Annotated in this window: 18 protein-coding genes; 9 read left to right on the top strand and 9 right to left on the bottom strand. The window is 68.2% G+C overall.

Features of this window, described 5'->3' with window-relative positions; all coding sequences use genetic code 11:
• Positions 1–11: 11 nt before the first annotated feature.
• The 6 genes from BLR51_RS05120 to BLR51_RS05095 all read right to left on the bottom strand — a co-directional run bounded on the left by BLR51_RS05120 (position 12) and on the right by BLR51_RS05095 (position 5,342).
• On the bottom strand, positions 12–1,247 hold the full coding sequence (locus tag BLR51_RS05120; protein ID WP_089844604.1) for a CpaE/TadZ family protein: 1,236 nt from the start codon (positions 1,245–1,247) through the stop codon (positions 12–14).
• A gap of 202 nt (positions 1,248–1,449) precedes the next feature.
• Positions 1,450–2,112: an OmpA family protein gene (locus BLR51_RS05115; RefSeq protein WP_242656639.1), complete on the bottom strand. Its 663-nt coding sequence runs from the start codon at positions 2,110–2,112 to the stop codon at positions 1,450–1,452.
• A gap of 19 nt (positions 2,113–2,131) precedes the next feature.
• A complete protein-coding gene (locus BLR51_RS05110) occupies positions 2,132–3,550 on the bottom strand; it encodes a type II and III secretion system protein family protein (RefSeq protein WP_089844600.1) in 1,419 nt (472 codons plus the stop codon).
• A 199-nt stretch (positions 3,551–3,749) separates the two neighbouring features.
• Positions 3,750–4,601 (bottom strand): Flp pilus assembly protein CpaB, encoded by an 852-nt coding sequence (gene cpaB, locus BLR51_RS05105; RefSeq protein WP_089844598.1) that lies wholly within the window; start codon positions 4,599–4,601, stop codon positions 3,750–3,752.
• A gap of 253 nt (positions 4,602–4,854) precedes the next feature.
• The gene (locus BLR51_RS05100; protein WP_089844596.1) at positions 4,855–5,046 is read right to left on the bottom strand and encodes a hypothetical protein; all 192 of its coding nucleotides are present in this window, start codon (positions 5,044–5,046) and stop codon (positions 4,855–4,857) included.
• Between the two features lie 98 nt (positions 5,047–5,144).
• The gene (locus tag BLR51_RS05095; RefSeq protein WP_089844594.1) at positions 5,145–5,342 is read right to left on the bottom strand and encodes a Flp family type IVb pilin; all 198 of its coding nucleotides are present in this window, start codon (positions 5,340–5,342) and stop codon (positions 5,145–5,147) included.
• 361 nt (positions 5,343–5,703) lie between these two features.
• On the opposite strand from BLR51_RS05095, the gene BLR51_RS05090 reads away from it, so the two are divergent.
• The 4 genes from BLR51_RS05090 (at position 5,704) to rpmB (ending at position 10,846) form a co-directional block, all read left to right on the top strand.
• A complete protein-coding gene (locus BLR51_RS05090) occupies positions 5,704–6,534 on the top strand; it encodes a lytic transglycosylase domain-containing protein (RefSeq protein ID WP_089844592.1) in 831 nt (276 codons plus the stop codon).
• A gap of 160 nt (positions 6,535–6,694) precedes the next feature.
• A complete protein-coding gene (gene hrpB / locus BLR51_RS05085) occupies positions 6,695–9,136 on the top strand; it encodes an ATP-dependent helicase HrpB (protein WP_089844589.1) in 2,442 nt (813 codons plus the stop codon).
• A 305-nt stretch (positions 9,137–9,441) separates the two neighbouring features.
• Positions 9,442–10,419 carry a methylmalonyl Co-A mutase-associated GTPase MeaB gene (gene meaB, locus BLR51_RS05080; RefSeq protein ID WP_089844587.1) on the top strand — a complete coding sequence of 326 codons (978 nt, stop codon included), beginning with the start codon at positions 9,442–9,444 and terminating at the stop codon, positions 10,417–10,419.
• 136 nt (positions 10,420–10,555) lie between these two features.
• A complete protein-coding gene (rpmB, locus tag BLR51_RS05075; protein WP_089844585.1) occupies positions 10,556–10,846 on the top strand; it encodes a 50S ribosomal protein L28 in 291 nt (96 codons plus the stop codon).
• Between the two features lie 92 nt (positions 10,847–10,938).
• Here rpmB and BLR51_RS05070 read toward each other — a convergent pair whose 3' ends face one another.
• Complete coding sequence (locus BLR51_RS05070) at positions 10,939–11,643, bottom strand: NAD-dependent deacylase (protein WP_089844583.1); 705 nt, start codon at positions 11,641–11,643, stop codon at positions 10,939–10,941.
• A 51-nt stretch (positions 11,644–11,694) separates the two neighbouring features.
• Here BLR51_RS05070 and BLR51_RS05065 point away from each other — a divergent pair, with 51 nt between their 5' ends.
• Positions 11,695–12,153 carry a low molecular weight protein-tyrosine-phosphatase gene (locus tag BLR51_RS05065; RefSeq protein WP_089844581.1) on the top strand — a complete coding sequence of 153 codons (459 nt, stop codon included), beginning with the start codon at positions 11,695–11,697 and terminating at the stop codon, positions 12,151–12,153.
• Here BLR51_RS05065 and BLR51_RS05060 read toward each other — a convergent pair.
• Positions 12,138–12,323: a CTP synthetase gene (locus BLR51_RS05060; protein ID WP_089844579.1), complete on the bottom strand. Its 186-nt coding sequence runs from the start codon at positions 12,321–12,323 to the stop codon at positions 12,138–12,140. The two genes, BLR51_RS05065 and BLR51_RS05060, sit on opposite strands and share 16 nt — an antisense overlap.
• 154 nt (positions 12,324–12,477) lie before the next feature.
• Between BLR51_RS05060 and BLR51_RS05055 the strand changes: the two genes are divergently transcribed.
• The 4 genes from BLR51_RS05055 (at position 12,478) to BLR51_RS05040 (ending at position 16,999) form a co-directional block, all read left to right on the top strand.
• Positions 12,478–13,386, top strand: coding sequence for a DUF1353 domain-containing protein (locus BLR51_RS05055; RefSeq protein ID WP_089844577.1), 909 nt, complete (start codon positions 12,478–12,480; stop codon positions 13,384–13,386).
• A gap of 98 nt (positions 13,387–13,484) precedes the next feature.
• A complete protein-coding gene (locus BLR51_RS05050) occupies positions 13,485–14,006 on the top strand; it encodes an acyloxyacyl hydrolase (protein WP_089844575.1) in 522 nt (173 codons plus the stop codon).
• 174 nt (positions 14,007–14,180) lie between these two features.
• On the top strand, positions 14,181–16,364 hold the full coding sequence (locus tag BLR51_RS05045) for a sensor histidine kinase (protein WP_089844573.1): 2,184 nt from the start codon (positions 14,181–14,183) through the stop codon (positions 16,362–16,364).
• On the top strand, positions 16,361–16,999 hold the full coding sequence (locus tag BLR51_RS05040) for a response regulator (protein ID WP_089844571.1): 639 nt from the start codon (positions 16,361–16,363) through the stop codon (positions 16,997–16,999). The genes BLR51_RS05045 and BLR51_RS05040 overlap by 4 nt, the downstream gene beginning before the upstream one ends.
• Before the next feature lie 35 nt (positions 17,000–17,034).
• Here BLR51_RS05040 and ileS read toward each other — a convergent pair whose 3' ends face one another.
• Positions 17,035–19,950: an isoleucine--tRNA ligase gene (gene ileS, locus BLR51_RS05035; protein WP_089844569.1), complete on the bottom strand. Its 2,916-nt coding sequence runs from the start codon at positions 19,948–19,950 to the stop codon at positions 17,035–17,037.
• Positions 19,951–20,358 lie beyond the last annotated feature (408 nt).

Raw genomic sequence — 20,358 nt, 5'->3', positions numbered from 1 at the left:
CCCGGTCTCCTTCAGGCGGCTTCGGCGTCGGACTGGCCGATGGCGTGCAGTTCGGCGGCCAGCTTGACGATTTCCTTGCGCAGCGGATTTTTGGCGGCGTGGCTGGCCAGCGGCAGCCCGTGATCGCCTGCGGTCTGCACCGGCTTGCCGCCATCGGGCAGCCACAGCTGCAGCGCGATGCCCAGCGTGTCGGCCATGCGCTTGGCGCGGCTCTTGCCCTGCAGGTCGGTGAATTTCGGCGCCCGGTTCAGCGCGAAGCGCAGCTTGTCAAAGGGCAGATCCTCGGATTGCAGCGCGCGCTTGAGCCGCAGGGCGTTCTGCGCCGACCGCATGTCCAGTTCCATCAGCACGAAGAACACCTGCGCCTGCGTCAGCACGGTATCGGTCCAGTCGAGCAGGGCGGTGGGCATGTCGACGATGACAAAATCGAAATGTTCGCGCGCCACGTCCAGCAGGCGGCGGATGTCATCGGGCGACACCAGATCCAGCGGCAGCAGGTCGGGGGGAGAGGTCAGCACCTGCAGCCTGTCCTCGAAACCCACCAGCGCCTGCGCGAAACTGTCGCCATCCATGGACCGCAGATCCGACATCAGCTCCACCACCGCGTCGCGCCGGGGCAGGTCCAGATAGGTGGCCACCGTGCCGAACTGCAGGTCAAGATCGATGAGGCAGACGCGGGGGGAGCGGTCCTTGGCGATATTGGCCAGCTCCCATGCCAGATTGACGGCAAAGGTGGTGGTGCCGCAGCCGCCGCAGAGCCCCTGCACCGCGATCAGCACGCCGTCGCCGCCGCCTTTCAGCGCGACACGGGATGCCGGTTCCGGTGCCGGGTCTGCCTTGCTGCGGCCAAGCCGGGCCACGGCGGCGGCAAGTTCGCCCTCGGGCAGCGGGTAGGGCACAAATTCATCCGCCCCGGTGCGCAGCAGATGGTGCAGCGCGGCGGGGGTCACGTCTTCGGCGATCAGCACCACCTGAATGTCGCGCGATCTGGCAAGGCTGATGATGCTGGCAAGCAGGGGCAGCTGCGCCTCGTCCTCGCCATCCAGCGCAAGGGCGATAAATTTCAGCCCCGCCGCATCGGGCTGGGCCAGAAAGGACAGCGCCTCCGGAAATCCCAGATCGCCCCAGCCTTCGCCCAGCAGTGTTTCCATGTCTTCGATGAGCAGATCGAAATTCTGCACGTCGCGGCTGACCGTGCAGGCCACGATGGGGCTGGGCTCCGTCTGCAGATCGCGCTTGCTCGTCATTCCCTGTGATCCTCTGCCTCTGGGGGCTCCCGGCGGCAGGATCAGCGGGGATCACCCCGCCCTGCGCCGCAGGAGCGCGCCGCCCGACTCGAGCATCGGGACGGGCTTCCCGTCATCGGCCAAGGTGCTGGGGAAATAGGGCAAGAATTTGTCTGAAAGATCGTAATTGTGCGATCTTTCCGCACGATCCCTTGGGGTGGCGTTAACCCTCGCCCCCCGAATTTTCGGTGCGCGCCCCGGTCAGCAGCGTTTCGGGCTGGGCGCTGCGGACATATTCGCGATAGACCACTTCGGCATATTTCCCGTCCAGCACAGTGGGATGGGCGCGCACGAAGCCCGACACCTCGGTGACGGTGCGGCGGTTGCGCCGCTCCCGGCCCTCGGTCACGACCAAAGGCTGCGTTTCGCCAAAGGAAACGACCGCTTCCAGCCGCGAGGTGGAAATGCCCTGGCTGGCCAGAAAGGCCACGACCGCCCGCGCGCGCTTCAGACCCAGCGTCTTGTTATAGGCGTTGGAGCCGACAAGGTCGGTATGGCCATAGACGCGGAACTGCAGTTCGGGAAACTGCCGGATGAAGGCCGCCTGCTCGCGCAGCGACGCCACCGCCGCCGCGTCCAGCGCCGCGCTGTTGAAGGCGAAATTGACCATGGAGGGCACTTCGGCGGCAAAGCGCTGCGCCAGATCGTAGGTGTAGCTCTTTTCCCCGGACATGATCTGGGTGTTGTTCATGGTGGAATTGCCGAAAAAGCCGTTATCCGCAATGGATCCGGCCTCTTCGTAGAACTGGCTCTGCGTGGGGTCGCCCCCCGCCGCGCAGGCGGAGAGCAGGCCGATGCCCAGAATTCCGATGCTGCCTCTGATCATCCGCTGCCCCGACATCGTCTCAATCCATCACATAGCCATAAGAGCCGTTGAAATCCTGCTTGGCCACTTCGCCCGCGGCGCCGCGGGTGGGGCGGCGTTCGTCAGAGGCGGTGCGCCCGAACAGGAACAGATCCTTTTCCGACGGCGGCTTGATGCGGTCGGTGGGCAGGGCCAGCGCCTCGCCCCGGGTGGGGGTGACCAGATGCGGCGTCACGATGATGACCAGTTCGGACTGCTGGCGGCTGTATTCGGCGCTGCGGAACAGCGCGCCCAGCACCGGGATGTCGCCCAGCCACGGCACCTGACCGTTCACGTCGCGGAAATCGTCCTGCAGCAGGCCCGCGATGGCAAAGCTTTCGCCGTCGCGCATCTCCACCGTGGTCGAGGTTTCGCGGCGCCGGAAGGCGTCGATGGTGATGCCTTCGGAGGTGAAGCCGTTCGCCGTGTCGATGGAGGACACCGCCGCATTCAGTTCAAGGTTGATGAGATCGCCATCCACCACGCGCGGGATGAAATTCAGCTCGACCCCGAAGGCCTTGAATTCGACGGAAATCATGCCGTCTTCCTGCGCCACCGGCACCGGATATTCGCCGCCCGCAAGGAACTTGGCCTCCTGTCCCGACAGCGCGGTCAGGTTGGGTTCGGCCAGCGTGCGCACCACGCCTTTCTGTTCCAGCGCCTCCAGCAGCACGCCGACTTCCAGCCCGCCCGCATTGAACCCCAGCAGCATGGCGCCCTGCGTGTCCGACGGCACGTCGACCGGGTTGCCCAGCGAATTTTCGCCCTGCAGCCATGTGCCGGTTTCGGTGCCGATGCCCAGATCGCCGCCCAGCACCTCGCCGCCAAGGCTCAGCGAGGAGCGCAGCGCCTTGGACACCGACCGCTGCATCTCGGCGAAGCGGACCTTCAGCATGACCTGCTGCACGCCGCCCACCGTCATCAGGTTGGACACCCGGTCGGGGGCGTAGCGCTGCGCCAGATCCAGCGCGCGGTCCAGCTTCTGCGCGCTCGACACCGTGCCCGACAGCACGATGCCGTCATTGGCGGTGCGCACCTCGATGGTCTCGCCGGGCAGGATCTGCCGCAGACGCTCCTTGAATTCGGTGACATCGGCGGCGACGCGCACGTCGACATTGGTGATAAGCCGCCCGTTGCCGTCCAGAATGGTCAGGGTGGTGGTGCCCGGCGTCTTGCCCAGCACATAGATGGTGCGGTCCGAGAGCGAGGAAATATCGGCGATGGCGGGATTGGCGATGGAAAGTTCGGCAAAAGGCTCGTCGCTTTCAACCACAACGGCGCGGTTCATCGGCACGTTCAGCACGCTTTCCGTGCCGGTCTGCACAACCCGCAGGCTCTGCGCCTGAGCGGTCGGGGCAACCGGGCTTGCACCCAGCACCAGCCCCAGCAGGCCTGCCGTCAGAAACTTGTCAAATGTCATGTGACCTGCCTTTCGATCACGCCTCGGGAGCAGGTCTTGATGCCCGCTTCGCACCGGACTGTGCGCGTGTTCGCCTTTTTTTGCAACAATCAAAGGGGGGGCGCGGGCCGGTGTGGGTCTGCCGCAACAGAGCCCGGGCCAGGCCCCCGGCAGGGCAGGGGCGGCCAGAGCCGCCCGCTGCGCAAGTGTCTGGAACGGTTCAGTTCGTGCAGGGGATCGGAATATCCACGACCTCGCTGCCGCGCCGCACCCGCGTGGTGCAGGTGACGGGGGCTGCGGGGGCGGCCTGCGGCACCACCATATCCAGCCCCAGCAGCGCGCGCTGGTCCACCTCGATGGCCTCGGCCACGATGGTCTCGTTGACCCCCATCAGCGACAGCGACAGCCGCCCGGTGCTTTGCGCCTGCGCCAGCGAGGCGACCTGCTGCGGGCTTGCCGCCACCGTCACCGACCGCGCGATGTTGACATCGGTGCTGTCCAGCTCGGCGGTCTGGTCGACGGCGATCAGCTTCACCCCGGTTTCGATCAGCTTGGTGATCTCGCCCTGACCGCGCCCGCCATCGCCGACGCGCCCGGTCCAGTAGATGTCGACCCGGTCGCCCGGTCGCAGGAATCCCGACACGCCGGTATGCACGTCCACCTTGATGGCAAAGGCGCGCTGGCCCGGCTGCAGCCGCGAGGTCAGCCCGGCATCGCCGCCCGGCTCGCTGATCTTGCCGGTCTGCACCGCCTCGAATTTCTCGATGGCGCGCAGCGCCACGCGGGGCGCCTCGCCTTCGGCAAAAAGCGGGCGCTCGGCGCCAAAGGTGCCTTCGGGCAGGATCTCCTGCGGCCACGGCGCCAGCCGCACATCGGCGTCGGTCACCACCTCGCCATGGGCGATGGCGCGGGTGGTCACATAGATCTCGGCGGTGGGGATGACCTTGCCCGCCTTCTCGCGCTCCTGCTGCAGGGCGGTCTGATAGGCGTTGATGTAATTCTGGGCCATGTAGACGGCAAAACCGGCAAGTCCCAGTCCGGCGATCAAGACAAGTCCGAATACCAGTCGCATTGGGGTACCTTTCGCGTCATGGCCCCGCGCGGCGGCCTGCGGGTGCAGGCGGGCGGGGCAGAAAAATGCAGGCGCAGCGCCGGTCCGCCACCAGAGGCGCGGCAGGTCCAGCCTCAGGATCAGGGCGCCACGGGGCAGGGACTGCCCGCAGGACGGAGGGGGTCAGGCGCGACAGCACGGGGCCGGGGCCCTGTCACAGACTGGAAAGGCCCCGCGATCCTTCTGGATCCGCGAAGCCGTCAGCACCGGTGGGTCACTCTCCGAACAGGGCCGCCTGTTCTTGCGCAACGGCATTTCCTGCCGCCACATCCATATTCGCCGCGTTGTCCCGGATCTGGTAGAAGGAGATCGCGGTCATTGCCACGACAGAGGCGGTCAGCACCACCCAGTCGATGGTCACGGCACCGGTTTCGCTCTTCAGGAACTTGATCAGACTGTGATACATCGTCGAACCGTCCGCATCATGGCGTTGCGTTGGGGTGCCAGCCTTGTGGCGTCCACCGGACCGGCCGTGACCGATCCGGTGGCTGATGTCGGCAAGGATCAGTCAGCGGCGCCGAAGAGGGTGGTCTGTTCGGCGGCAACCGCGCCGCCTGCGGCGGAAATCATGTTGTCAGCGCTGGTTTCGATGGTGGTGTAGGCGCCGATGGCCATGGCCACCACAGCGGCGGTCAGCACAACCCAGTCAACGGTCACTGCGCCGTCTTCGTCTGCGCGGAAGTTTTTGATGAAGTTCAGCATGGTCTCTCTCCGTGGTGTCTTGGTTCAGGGGCCACCGCGTCGGTGTCTGCCGGGCCTCTCTCACTGCCCGTCCGCTGCGGTATGACCCTATATAGCCCCCGGATTTAGGCCGGATTTGGGCACAACTAAGATGATTTTACAGAGCATGAACCTTTCTCGCAAATTTTGCTCAAGCTTATGGAAATAATAATTTAAATCCTGAAAAGCCTCCGCAAAAATGGCGCAATTGTGTCGCATCTGGCAGCTTCACCACAGTCCCGCCGCGCTTTGCGCGACCGTCTTGGGAAAATGCCGGTTCCATGCGATGCTGTCTGCAGAAACGCTCCGGAAAAACCCGGACAGAGCAGAGGCAGGAGGAGTGATGCGACGCGGGATCGGGGCCGTGACCCTGCTGGCGATGCTGTGGGCCGGACCGCTTGCGGCCCAGAGCCCGCCCGCCTTTCCGGAGTTTTCCGCCAAACGGGTGACCCCGCCCAAACCGGGCACGAAGCGACGGATCACGGTGCAGATCGTGCCCGCGCCGGTGCTGCCGAAACCCGCCGCCCTGCCGCTGCCCGATCCGGCGGCGCCTGCCACCCCGGGCCGGGCCACTGGCACCGGCAGCTATGACTGGTTCTGGGAAACCGTGTCGCCCGATCTGGCCGCCTCGGGGCCGGGGCGGCTGGAACCCGCGCTCAACCTTCTGGCCAATCCGCCGCAGGGCCGGGGGGTGGCGGCACCGCGGCTGCAGCACCTGCAGGACATCGCCGCGCGCCACGGCATCGACCTGCTGCGCGCCACGGTCGGCACAAGGGTGTCGCCCGCGCTGGCGCTGGCGGTGATGACGGTGGAATCCGCCGGACGCGCCGATGCGCAGAGCCATGACGGGGCGCAGGGGCTGATGCAGCTGATGCCCGCCACCGCCGCGCGCTTCGGCGTGACCGACAGCTTCAATGCCGGGCAGAACATCCGGGGCGGCGTGGCCTTTCTCGATTTCCTGATGGAAAAATTCGACGGCGACCCGATCCTCGTGCTGGCGGGCTACAATGCCGGGGAAAACTCCATTCCCAAATTCGCGGGCGTGCCGCCTTATGCCGAAACCCGCGACTACGTGCCCAAGGTGCTGGCCGCCTTCACCGTGGCCAAGGGGCTCTGCCTGACCCCGCCGCAGCTCATCTCCGATGGCTGCGTCTTCCGCGTCACCGCCAACTGAGCCTTCATCTTGCCCGGAGAACTCCGGGGGAGTCCGCGCAGCGGACGGGGGCAGAGCCCCCTGCGACCCGGCTCGCCCCGCCTCTGCGGGCGGGGCAGAGCGTCCTTCCCCGCCCATCCCCCCCTCGACGCCGCGCGCCCGATCCCGCATAACCCCCGCCATGGATCAGCTGCCCATCGACACCGTCCTGCCCGCCCTTCTGGACACCCTGCGCCAGCGGGGCCGCGCCGTGCTGCAGGCCCCGCCCGGCGCGGGCAAGACCACCCGCGTGCCGCTGGCCATGCTCGAGGCCGGGCTGACCCCGGGGCGCATCGTGATGCTGGAACCGCGCCGCCTTGCCGTGCGCGCCGCCGCCACCCGCATGGCCCAGACACTGGGCGAGATGCCGGGCCAGACCGTCGGCTACCGCATCCGGGGCGAGTCGCAGATCGGCAAATCCACCCGCATCGAGGTGGTGACCGAAGGCATCCTGACCCGGATGATCCAGTCCGATCCCGACCTGCCCGGGGTGGGGGCGGTGATCTTCGACGAATTTCACGAACGCTCGCTCAATGCCGATCTGGGGCTTGCGCTCTGTCTCGAAATCGCGGGCGCGCTGCGCGAGGATCTGATCCTGCTCGCCATGTCGGCCACGCTGGATGCCGCCCCCGTGGCTGAGCTGATGCAGGCGCCGATCCTCACCTCCGAAGGCCGGGCCTTCCCGGTGGAGCCGCGCTGGCTCGACCGTCCCGTGCCCAAGGACCGCCGCCTGCCCGAAGCCATGGCCGGGCTCATCACGCAGGCCGTGGCCGAGACCAAGGGCGGCCTGCTGGCCTTCCTGCCCGGAGAGGGCGAGATCCGCCGCACCGAGGCGCTGCTGCGCAGCCGTCTGCCGGGGGATGTGCAGATCCGCCCGCTTTATGGCGCGCTGCCCTTTGACGCGCAGCAGGCCGCGATCCGTCCCGAAGCGCAGGGGCGCAAGCTGGTGCTCGCCACCGCCATCGCCGAAACCTCGCTGACCATCGAAGACGTGCGGGTGGTGGTCGATGGCGGCCGCGCCCGGCGCGCCCGGTTTGATCCGGGCTCCGGCATGGCGCGGCTGATCACCGAACGGGTGACCCGGGCCGAGGCGGCACAGCGCGCGGGCCGGGCAGGGCGGGTGGCGCCGGGCGTGGCCTACCGGCTCTGGACCAAGGGCGAGGAGGGCGGGCTTGCCGCCTTTCCCCCCGCCGAGATCGAGGCGGCGGATCTGGCGGGGCTGGCGCTGGATCTGGCGCTCTGGGGGGCGCAGCCGGGGGATCTGCCTTTCCTGACCCAGCCGCCCGCCATGGCCTATGCCGAAGCGCAGGCGCTGCTGGGGATGCTGGGGGCGCTTGGCGGCGAGGGGCGGATCACCCCGCATGGCCGCGCGCTGGCGCGGCTGCCGCTGCATCCGCGGCTTGCCCATATGCTGACGCTGTCGGGGCCGGGGGCCGCGCCGCTGGCGGCGCTGCTGTCGGACCGTGACCCGATCCTTGGCGCGCCATCGGATCTGGCGCTGCGGCTCGAGGCGCTGCGCGATGCCCGCCGCTTCACCGAAACCCGCCCCTATGGCCTGAACCGCCCGGCGCTGGAGCGGATCCGCACAGAAGCCGCGCGGCTTGCCCGCGCCACCTCCGGCCCCAAGGCCCAGCTGAGCCCGGCGCAGCAGGCGGCGCTGGCCTATCCCGACCGCATCGGCCTGCGCCGCCGCGGCGAGGCGCCGCGCTTTCAGCTTTCGGGCGGCAAGGGCGCGGTGCTGGACGCCGCCGATCCGCTGGCGGGCCAGCGCCTGATCGTGGTCACCGACACCGATGGCAACCCGCGCGAGGCGCGGATCCGTCAGGCGCTGCCCATCGCCGAATCCGACCTGCGCGCGCTGTTTGCCGAACAGCTGCGCTGGGTGGACAGCTGCCACTGGTCGCGCCGCGACCGCCGCGTCGTCGCGCGCCGTCAGGAACGGTTCGGAGAGATCGCGCTGGATGACCTGATCTGGAAAGACGCCCCCGCCGAGGCGCTGTCGCGCGCCATGCTGGACGGCGTGCGCGATCTGGGGCTGGCGCTGTCCCCGGCGGCGCGGCGGTTCTGCGCCCGGGTCGAGATCGGGCGGCAGGCGGGGCTCGATCTGCCCGACATGGCGGAGCCCGCACTCATGGCGGAACTCGAGACATGGCTGCTGCCCTGGCTCGACGGCGTGCGCAGCGCCGAGGACTGGAAACGCATGGATCTGCTGCCCGCGCTGCGCGGCAGGCTCGACTGGGGCCAGATGCAGGCGCTGGACGCCGCCGTGCCCGGCAGCTTCACCACGCCTCTGGGGCGGCAGATTCCCATCGACTATTCCGGCGACCACCCAGAGATTGCGCTGCGGCTGCAGGAAATGTTCGGCCAGACCAGCCATCCCATGGTGGGCCGCACGCCGCTGCGGGTCACGCTGCTGTCGCCCGCGCAGCGCCCGGTGCAGACCACCATGGATCTGCCCGGCTTCTGGGAGGGATCCTATGCCGATGTGCGCAAGGACATGAAATCGCAATATCCCCGCCATCCCTGGCCCGAGGATCCGCGGCAGGCCGACCCCACCCTGCGCGCGAAGCCGCGGGGAAGCTGAAGGTCCGGGCTTCTTCTGACCCCAAATATCCCGGGGGAGTCCGCCTCTGGCGGACGGGGGCAGCGCCCCCGTTTTCCGGTCTGTCCGCCTTTGGCGGACGGGGGCAGCGCCCCCGCTTTCCGGTCTGTCCGCCCGTGGCGGACGGGGGCAGCGCCCCCCCTTGCGCGGGTCATGGGGGCAGGGCAGGGAGGGGGCTCTGCCCCCTCGGCCTGCGGCCTCACCCCCGGGATATTTTTGGTCAGAAGAAGCGGCGGAGTGGACAAGTGTGGATCGGGGCGACAGAACCGGAGGAAACGGAGGGCGGCATGGACATGGATGATCTTGCAGCACGCATTCTGGCCGGGGAGCGGCGGGCGCTGTCGCGGGCGATCACGCTGGTTGAAAGCGGGCGCGCGGATCACCGGCGGCAAGCCATGGCGCTGCTGGAGGCGCTGCGCGGTCATGACCGCACGGCCCTGCGGATCGGGCTGTCGGGCACGCCGGGCGTGGGCAAGTCGACCTTCATCGAAGCTTTCGGCCTGATGCTGACCGGGCAGGGGCTGCGGGTGGCGGTGCTGGCGGTGGATCCCTCCTCGGCGCGGTCGGGCGGCTCCATTCTGGGCGACAAGACCCGGATGGAGCGGCTGAGCCGCGACCCTCATGCCTTCATCCGGCCCTCGCCCGCGCAGTCGCAGCTGGGGGGCGTGGCGCGCCGCACCCGCGAGGCGGCGGATCTGTGCGAGGCGGCGGGCTTTGACGTGATCCTGATCGAGACGGTGGGGGTGGGCCAGTCCGAGACCATGGTGGCGGAGATGTCGGATCTGTTCATCCTGCTGCTGGCGCCTGCGGGCGGGGACGAGCTGCAGGGGGTCAAGCGCGGCATCATGGAAAGCGCCGACCTTATTCTGGTGAACAAGGCCGATGGCGATCTGAAGCCCGCCGCGACCCGCACCTGCGCCGATTACGCGGGGGCGCTGCGGCTGCTGCGGCGGCGCGCGCAGGATCCGCAGGGGTTTCCCAAGGCGATGACCGTGTCGGCGCTGGAACAGGCCGGGCTGCAGACCGCATGGGCCGAGATGCAGGCGCTGACCGACTGGCGCCGCGCCGAGGGGCATTTTGCCGCGCGCCGCGCGGCGCAGGCGCGGCACTGGTTCGAGGCGGAGCTGCGCGAGGGGCTGCTGGCGCGGCTGCGCCGCGAGCCGGTGAAATCGGCGCTGGTGGATCTGGCGGCGCGGGTCGAGGCGGGGGACCTGAGCCCCGCGCTGGCGGCGGAAGATCTGCTGCGCCGTCATCTAGGGGAATGAGCGCGGCGCAGGCCCTTGACGGGCGGGGGCGCGAGGTCTAGAGAAGCGCGACCAGATTCCGGGCGCTGTTCAGGCGGCGCCCTTTCATTTTGGCGGAAGGCCCGCTTTCGCCCCGAGACACGAAGGAATGGACCCTATGTCGCGCGTATGCGAACTGACCGGCAAAGGCCCGATGACGGGCAATAACGTGAGCCACGCCAACAACAAGACCCGGCGCCGTTTTCTGCCGAACCTCAACGACGTGACGCTGCAGTCCGAAACGCTGGGCCGTGGCGTGAAGCTGCGCATCTCCGCCTCGGCGCTGCGCTCGGTCGACCACCGCGGTGGTCTCGACAAGTTCCTTGCCAAGGCAAAGGACATCGAGCTGAGCGTGAACGCGCAGAAGATCAAGAAAGAAATCCAGAAGGCGCAGGCCGACAAGGCCTGATCCCGCTCTCGGGACGATGCGCAACCTCGAAGTCTCGGGCTTCGGGGTTGTTTGCTTTTGTGGGGCGGCTCCCGCGCCCGCGTGGGGCAGGGTCAGCGCGCCTTTTGCAGCAGATCCTCCACCCAGTCCGGCACGCTGCGGCTGGCGGGGCCACGGCGGTGTTCGGCAAAGGCCGCCGAGATCTCGCTGTCGGTCAGGTTCAGCTCGACCGTATGGGCGCCGCTGTCCTGCGCGGCGCTGACGAATCCCGCGGCCGGATAGACCTGCCCCGAGGTGCCGATGGCGGCAAAGAGCGTGCAGGCATCCAGCAGCGCGGCGATCTCTTCCATGTGATGGGGAATCTCGCCGAACCAGACCACGTCGGGCCGCACCGGGGCTGCGGTGCAGGCGGGGCAGGGGGTCTGCGGCGTCATCTCCGGCGGGGCGGGCCAGCGGTGGCCGCAGCGCGGGCAAAGCGCGTCGGCCAGCCTGCCATGCATGTGCAGGGCGGCGGATCCCGCCGCCTCGTGCAGGCCGTCGACATTCTGTGTCACGATCGCCACCGATCCGGGATGCGCGCGCTGCAGCCGGGCCAGCGCCAGATGCGCGGGATTGGGGGTGGCGGCGGCGGCCTGACGGCGGCGCTGGCTGTAGAAGTCATGGACCCGCGCCGGATCGCGGGCAAAGGCCTCGGGGGTCGCCACATCCTCGATCCGGTGCTGCGCCCAGATCCCGCCCTTGTCGCGGAAGGTGCCCAGCCCGCTTTCCGCCGAAAGCCCGGCGCCGGTCAGGATCACGATCCTGTCTGGTGCTGCCATGTTTGCCCCCTGTCGCAAGTGCCGTTAACCCCCCGCAAAGGAAGACCTGTCATGACCCATCGTATCCTCTTCGTCTGTCTGGGCAATATCTGCCGCTCGCCCTCGGCGGAGGCGGTGGTGCGGGCGCTGGCGGCGGAGCGCGGGCTGGATCTGCAGCTTGACAGCGCGGGCACCGGCGACTGGCATGCCGGAGAGCCGCCCTATGGGCCGATGCAGCGCGCGGCGTGGGCGCGGGGCTATGACCTGTCGGCGCTGCGGGCGCGGCAGGTCACGGCAGAGGATTTCCGCCGCTTCGATCTGATCCTTGCCATGGACCGTGCCAATCTGGCCGATCTGCGGGCGCTGCGCCCCGGAGACGCCACCGCCGCGCTGCGGCTCTTCACCGAGGCGGCCCCCGGGACGGCGGGCGGGGCGGACGTGCCTGATCCCTATTTCACCCGCGATTTCGACGGGGCGCTTGACCTGATCGAGACGGCGGCGCGCGGGCTGCTGGATCAGCTTTCGGCGTAGATCGCCCGCGCCACCAGCCATGTGACCGGGAAGGCGGCCAGCAGCCCCGCCGCCGCCGCGATCAGGATCGGGACCAGCGTGTCATATCCGGCGCTGAGCGCGGCGATCACCGCCGTGCCCGCCAGCGTCGTGGCGATGATGGAAAACAGGATCGCGGCCAGTCTCAGCATGACACCCTCCTTGGTGTGGTCCGGGGCCAGCAGAGCACGCGACGCGGCAGCGCACCTTGATCCCGGTCAAACCACGCCTGCGCAGGCTTGAACTGGCGCGGGCGCATGGGCATAGTCTGGCGGCATAACGAGATCATTTTTTCAGGACGGCTCGATGACCAAGCGATTTCTGGCGTCCGCGCTCTGTGTTCCGCTGATCGCGGCCTGTGCGGCCCCGACCCAGCGCGATGTGGACCGCGTCAACGCGCTTTATGACATCAACTGCAGCGTCCGGCCCGCCGACTGCGTCTATGAGAACCCGCCGGTGGTGGTGCGCAACGAGCCGGTGGATCTGCCGCGCCGCCCCTACAGGTTCTTTCCGCTGGCGCGTCCGCTGAACTTTACCGATGCGCAGCAGCGCGACTGGGTGGCGCCTGCGGGCACGCTGACCGACGGGGCCTCGATCCCGCCGATCTTTGTCGCCATCGTCGGATCGCCCACCGCGCCGGAATATGTCAACGCGGGCGCCGTGCATGATGCCTATTGCGGTGTCGGCAACGAGGCGGGGCCGAATTACCACAGCGCCGAATGGCGCGACGTGCACCGCATGTTCTTTGATGCGCTGGTGGCGGGTGGCACGCCCCCCAGCCGCGCCAAGGTGATGTTCGCCGCCGTCTGGCTGGGCGGGCCGCGCTGGCGCGTCGTCTATGATCTGGAACCGGTGCCGGTGCCCGCGCGTCAGGCGGCGATGCGTCAGGCCAAGGACTATATCGAACGCGAGGATCCGCCCATGTCGGATCTCATTCCCTATCTGGAACGGCTGGAGCGTGGGCTGCTGCGCCGCTATGCCGCGCTGTTTCCGCATCTCGACAGCGGCGACGATCCCGAACCCGAGTCGTCGGACTATCCCTCGCCGCAGCCCGAACCGGAGCCGGAGCCTGAACCGGAGCCCGAGCCCGAAGGCCCCTCCACCACGGAGCCGGACGCGGGCGACGAGTCCACCGCAGATGGCGGCGGCGGCTTTGTCTCGGTCGATCCCGATCCTATCACCTCCGAGCCCGTCTATAGCGGCGGCTATCGCTAGGCCGGGGGAGGCGGTATCTGGACTTCGCGGGCGTTCTGCGCCATGCAGAGGCAGGACAGAATGATGCCGGTCAGAACCGGTCGGGACAGGAGGCCAGGATGGCGGACGGAACCTTTGCAGTGCTCATGCTGATCGCCGGGCTGACCGATATGGGCATGAACCATTGCGGCACGGCGAATGGCTGCCTTGGCGCGGCGGAAACCTCGCCGCGGCTGGCCTTTTCGGTGGGCAGCGTGGTGGAGCGCCGGGCGGACGAAGCGGCAGAGCTTTATATGCGCTATGATTTTGGCCGCACCTTCGGCCCGTTCGGGCAGGCCATCGGCGTGTCGGTCGGCGAAGAGGGCGAAGGCTGGATCGGCTACGGCGCCACCTATGACCTGCCGCTGGGCAACAGCCCGGTCTATGCGCAGTTTCACCTGATGCCCGGCCTTTACGCCGAAAACGGCGGTTTCGATCTGGGCGGGCCTGTGGCGTTCCGCTCCGGTCTGGAAGTCGGCTACGAGAACAACCGTGGCTGGCGGTTTGGTCTCAGCTATGACCACCGGTCCAATGCCGGGATCTATGACGAGAACCCCGGCATCGAGACGGTGCAGTTCCGGGTCAGCATTCCCACACGTTAAGCCTGCGGCTCCGGACCTCCGGAGCCTGCCGCAGCTTGCTTCGGCCTGACCGGGCCGCGCGCTTCCCTGTGTCTTGTGTGCAAGAATGCAGGGAAAGCGTCGTAACGCGGTAAAAATGCTGGATTTGTTGCAGGGATGCGTTTTAATCGGGCGGATTTTAAGTAGTCCGGCCCCATGTTTGCACTTGTTCGCGCGCCTCTGGCAGTTTTGCTGATCGCTCTGACGCTGGCCTTCGGGTCAGCCGCGCTTGTGGTCATGGCCCTGCTGGACCAGCCTTGGCTGGGGATCGACATCCGGCAGGGCGGGCGGATCGTCACCGCCGTGGAAGGCCCCGCCGCAGCCCTGCCGCCCGGCAGCACGCTGCTGTCCCTGCGCAGCCCCGAAGGCGGGGCAGCGCTGGTTCTGGACGATTTCGACACGGTCGAAGAACCCGACACGCTGCCCGACCGCGCCACCATGGACCGCGTGTTTTCCCATGCCCAGACGGCGCGGGATCTGGCCATGGGTCCGCTGCTGCTGGACTACCTGCAGCCGGGTGCGACGCAGCCGCAGCGGCTGCGCCTCGATCCCGCGCCGCGCCGCCCGCTGGGGGATCTGCCGCTGACGCTGTGGACTCAGCTGGGCGTGGGGCTGGTCGCCATGCTGTTCGGCGGGCTGATCCTTGGGCTGAAACGCCGTGAACCTGCGGCACGGCTGGTGGCACTGTCGGGGCTGGGCATGATGGTATCGGCCCATGCGGCGGCGCTTTATTCCAGCCGCGAACTGGCCCTGCCCGAGACGGTGTTCACCGCCGCCTCGCGGCTCAACGGCTATGGCGCGCTGCTGTTCGGGGCGGCGGCGGTCTGGCTGTTCCTGATCTATCCGCGCCGTCTGGGTCCGCGCGGGCTGGGGCCGCTGCTGGCGGCGCTGATCCTGAGCTGGGGCGTGCTGGTGGCGCTGGGGCTGATCCGCGACCCGCTGCTGATGGCGCCGCTGCCCATCGCGCTGACCATCCTGCTGCTGACCGGCATCATCGTGCTGCAATACCGCGCAAGCTGGCGCGATCCATTGGCCCGGGCCGCGCTGCGCTGGTTCTCGCTGGGCTTTGCGGTCAGTTCCGGGGCCTTTCTGCTGGCCTTCTGCCTGCCGGTGCTGCTGCGCCAGCCGCTGCCCATGCCGCAGGCCCATGCCTTCCTGTTCTTTCTGCTGATCTATCTGGGCATGGGCTTTTCGGTGCTGCGCTACCGCCTGTTCGAGGTGCAGGACTGGTCCGTCCGCATCCTTTATTACGTGCTGGCGGCGGTGCTGCTGCTGGCGGTGGACGCGCTGCTGATCTACGCACTGGCGGTGGAACGGGTGGCGGCGCTGAGCCTGTCGTTCTTCGTGGTGACGCTGACCTATCTGCCGCTGCGCGAATGGCTGATGACCCGCGTGTTCGGGCCGCCGCGGCCCGATCCCTCGGGGCTGTTCGCGCGGGTGACGGAGCTTGCGCTCAGCGATCCCGGCCCGGTGCGCACCGCCCGGATGCAGGGGCTGATGCGCTGGATGTTCGATCCCATGCGGGTGGAGCCGCTGGCCGAGATGCCGACCGAGCCGCGCATCGATGGCGACGGCACCGCGCTGTGCCTGCCCGCGCTGCCCGGCGTGGCGCCGCTGCGGCTGGTCTGGGCGCGGCAGGGGCGGGCGCTGTTTTCGCCGCGCGATCTGGAGACGCTGCGCAGCGTGCTGGGCATGGCCGCGCAGTCCATCGAACGGCGCGACGCATTTGAACGCGGCATTGCGCAGGAACGCGCCCGCATCACCCGCGACATGCATGACAATATCGGCGTGCAGCTGATGGGGGCGCTGCATGCGCCGGAAACCGCGCGCAAGGATGCCCTGATCCGCCGCACCCTGTCGGAACTGCGCGAGATCGTCACCGATCCCTTCATGGCCGATGCGCCGCTGGAGGCGCTGCTGGGCGATCTGCGGGCCGAGCTTTCGGGGATCGTGGCGGCGCGCGGCCTGCGCTTTGACTGGTGCTGCGACGAGGCGGTTTATGACGCGCTGGCCTCGAAACGGGTGGCGCATGCGCTGCGCGCCCTGCTGCGCGAGACGGTGAACAACGCGCTGCGCCACGCCCGGGCCGATGCGGTGGTGGTGGATCTGCGGCTGCGCGACGGCGCGCTCTGGGTGCGCGTGGCGGATGACGGCATCGGCGCGCTGCCCGAGGACGAGGGCGCGGGCAACGGGCTGTCGGGTCTGCGCGCCCGGCTGGAGGCGGCGGGGGGCGAGTTCCGGTTTGGCCCCGGCCCGCAGGGGCGCGGCACGGTGCTGGAGGCGGGGCTGCCCTTGCGCACCGCCGGATCCGGCCCCGGACAGAAGGAAGAGGCGGCATGAAACAGGCGCTGATCGTCGAGGATATGGCCGAAACCCGGCTCTGGCTGGGGGATATCCTGCAGGCGGCGCGGCCCGACATGGGACAGGTCGCGGTGGCCAGCGTGGCGGCGGCACGGCATCATCTGCGCAGCCAAGGCTGCCCCGATCTGGCGCTGGTGGATCTGGGTCTGCCCGATGGCACCGGGATGGACGTGATCCGGCTGATCAAGGCCAGCCGCGCCGATGCGGTCTGCATCGCCGCCACCGTGCTCAGCGATGATGCCAGCGTGGTGGCGGCGCTGGCGGCGGGGGCGGATGGCTATCTGCTGAAAGACCAGCCCGCCGAGGCGCTGGTGCAGCAGCTGCGCCAGATCGACATGGGGCTGGCGGCGCTGTCGCCCGCCATCGCGCGGCGCATCATCGACCATTTCCGGCTGACCGGGCCGATGGATCCGGGCGGCGAGGCGCTGACCCCGCGCGAATCGGATGTGCTGCGTCGCATCGGGCGCGGTCTGCGCAATGCCGAGGTGGCGACGGATCTGGGCATCGCGGAATCCACCGTCGCGGGCTATATCAAGTCGGTCTATCGCAAGCTGGGGATTTCCAGCCGGGCCGAAGCGGCGTGGCATGCCACGCGCATGGGCCTGAACGGCTGAGCCGCGCCCCCGGGCGGACCGGGGGCGCAACAGGATCAGTCAAGCGCCGCGTCGCAGCGCGCGCAGGTGGCCGGATGGCTGTGCTGGCCGACATCGGGCAGGATTTTCCAGCAGCGCTGGCATTTCTCGCCCTCGGCCTTTTCGAACACCACGCCGACGCCGGGCACCTCTGCCATGCGGAACGCCTCGGCGGGGGCGGGATCGGCGGAAAGCTCGATGCCGGAGGTGATGCAGAGATCGTCAAAGCTGACGGTCTTCAGCGCCGCCAGCATCGCCGGATCCTCGACATGCACCACGGGCGCCGCCTCCAGCGAGGCGCCGATCACCTTGTCGGTGCGCTGGATTTCCAGCGCTGCGGTGACGACGCGGCGCGCCTGCCGGACCTTCAGCCATTTCTCGGCCAGCGCCGCGTCGCGCCATGCGGCGGGCGTGTCCGGGAAATCCTGCAGGTGGACAGAGCTGTCCTCGCCGGGGAAGCGGTCCAGCCAGACATCCTCCATGGTGAAGACCAGCACCGGTGCCAGCCACGTGGTCAGCCGGTGGAACAGCAGATCCATGACCGTGCGCGCGGCGCGGCGGCGCGGCGTGTCGCCGTCGCAATACAGCGCGTCCTTGCGGATGTCGAAATAGAAGGCCGACAGATCCACCGTGCAGAAGGTGAAGATCGCCTGAAACACCTGCTGGAAGTCGAAGGCGCGGTAGCCCTCGCGCACCTGCTGGTCCAGATCGGCAAGGCGATGCAGCACCCAGCGTTCCAGTTCCGGCATCTCTGCCGCCTCGACCCGGTCGCTTTCGCTGAAATGCCCCAGCGCCCCCAGCATGAAGCGCAGGGTGTTGCGCAGGCGGCGGTAGCTGTCGGCGGTGCCCTTGAGGATCTCCGGCCCGATGCGCTGGTCGGTGGAATAATCCGCCTGCGCCACCCAGAGCCGCAGGATGTCGGCGCCGTACTGCTTCACCACATCTTCGGGCGCCACGGTATTGCCGAGCGATTTGGACATCTTGTTGCCCTTCTCGTCCAGGGTGAAGCCATGGGTGACCACATTGCGGTAGGGCGCGCGGCCCATGGTGCCGCAGGCCTGCAGCAGCGAGGAATGGAACCAGCCGCGATGCTGGTCGGTGCCTTCCATATAGACATCGGCAATGCCGTCCGGCGTGCCATCCGCGCGGTCGCGCAGCACGAAGGCATGGGTGGAGCCGGAATCGAACCACACATCCAGCACGTCGAACACCTGCACCCAGGCCTCGGGATCGTGATCGGAACCAAGGAAGCGTTCCTTGGCGCCGGGCAGATACCAGCAGTCGGCGCCTTCGGCCTCGAACGCCTCGGCGATGCGGGCATTGACCGCCGGATCGCGCAGCAGGAAATCCGGATCGGTGGGCAGCGCGCCTTTCTTGGTGAAGCAGGTCAGCGGCACGCCCCATGCCCGCTGGCGCGACAGCACCCAGTCGGGCCGGGATTCGATCATCGCATAAAGCCGGTTGCGCCCCGATTGCGGGGTGAATTTCACAAGGCTGTCGATGGAGGTCAGCGCGCGGTCGCGGATGGTGGTGCCATGCGCATCCTGCCCGTCGCCCACGGGGCGGTCGATGGCGGCGAACCATTGCGGCGTGTTGCGGAAGATCACCGGCGCCTTGGACCGCCACGAATGCGGGTAGCTGTGGGTGATGCGCCCGCGCGCGATCAGGCCCTTCGCCTCCACCAGCTTTTCGATGACGGCGGTGTTGGCCTTGCCTTCCTTGCCCTTCTGATCGAGCACGCGCAGCCCGGCGAACAGCGGCACATGCGGCAGGAATTCCGATTCCTCGCCGACGTTATGCGTCATGCGGTCGGCCCAGCCGCGTTTGACGAAAGCCTCGTAATCGTCGGCGCCATGGCTGGGGGCGGTGTGCACGAAGCCGGTGCCCGCATCATCGGTCACATGATCGCCGTCGATCATCGGCACGTCATAATCCCAGAAGCCGTTCGCGCCCTCGATCCCGCGGAAGGGATGGGCCAGCGTCAGCCCGGCCAGATCCTCGGGGGCGACATCGGCCAGCCGCTGATACATCGACGGGTCCAGCCGCGCCTTGCCCAGCGTGTCGGCGGCCAGCGCATCGGCAAGGATGTAGCGGTCGCCGATGCGGCACCAGCATTCCTCGGGACGGCCGGTGACCTGATAGATGCCGTAGGAAATCTTCGGCCCGTAAGCCACCGCCTTGTTGGAGGGGATGGTCCATGGCGTGGTGGTCCAGATCACCACCTTGTAATCCTTGAACGGCCCGTCAGAGACCACGCGGAACGGCACCCAGATCGTGTGCGACTTGTGGTCGTGATATTCGATCTCGGCCTCGGCCAGCGCGGTCTTTTCCACCGGCGACCACATCACGGGCTTGGAGCCCTGATACAGCGTGCCGGTCATCAGGAATTTCATGAATTCCTCGGCGATGACGCGCTCGGCGTGGAAATCCATGGTCAGATAGGGATCGGCCCAGTTGCCGGTGATGCCAAGCCGCTTGAACTCGTCGCGCTGGATGTCGATCCAGCCCTCGGCAAAGCGGCGGCATTCCTGCCGGAAATCCACGACATTGACGGCGTCCTTGTCCAGACCCTTGGCGCGGTACTGTTCCTCGATCTTCCATTCGATGGGCAGGCCGTGGCAATCCCAGCCCGGCACATAACGCGCCTCGTGGCCCATCATCTGATGGGAGCGCACGATCATGTCCTTGATGGTCTTGTTCAGCGCGTGACCGATATGCAGATGGCCGTTGGCATAGGGCGGGCCGTCATGCAGCGTGAAGACCGGGCGGCCTTCGCCCTTGGCGCGCAGGCGGTCATAGATGCCGATGCGGTCCCATTGCGCCAGCCAGCCCGGTTCGCGCTGGGGCAGGCCCGCGCGCATCGGGAAATCGGTCTGGGGAAGGTTCAGCGTGTCCTTGTAGTCAGGCGTCTGGTCAGGCGTGTCGGCGCACATGATCTGTGGTCCCGGTTCGGAGGTCGTGGAAGGTCGGAAAGTGCGGCGCGGCGGGGCACGCGCCTTGGCCCGGCGGCTCTGGTTTCAGAGCGCCGGGCATGTAATTCGGATGAGGATCACGAAACGGCCCATCATGCGCGGCCTTATAGGGGCGGGGCCGCCGATGGTCCAGTGTCTTGCGGGATCGGCGAAATCCCCCCGGCGGCGCGGGCCGGATCGGCGGCGCGGCGCCGGTTCCCTCCATGCCGCATTGCGGCGCGGCGGCTTGGCGCGCAGGCCGCAGGGCCAAACGGGCAAGGCTTCGCCATGGCAGGCGCGCAGCGCAGAAGCCGTGCAACCGAAGCGCTGTGCCATGGTTGGATGGTCATGGTGGCGCAGATGCCTTGATGCTGCGCCGGACACCTGAAC

Source organism: Salipiger marinus (assembly GCF_900100085.1).
In the GTDB taxonomy this organism is placed as follows: Bacteria; Pseudomonadota; Alphaproteobacteria; order Rhodobacterales; family Rhodobacteraceae; genus Salipiger; species Salipiger marinus.
The sequence above is the reverse complement of the archived record's forward strand: the minus strand, read 5'-3'. Positions and strand labels throughout refer to the sequence as shown.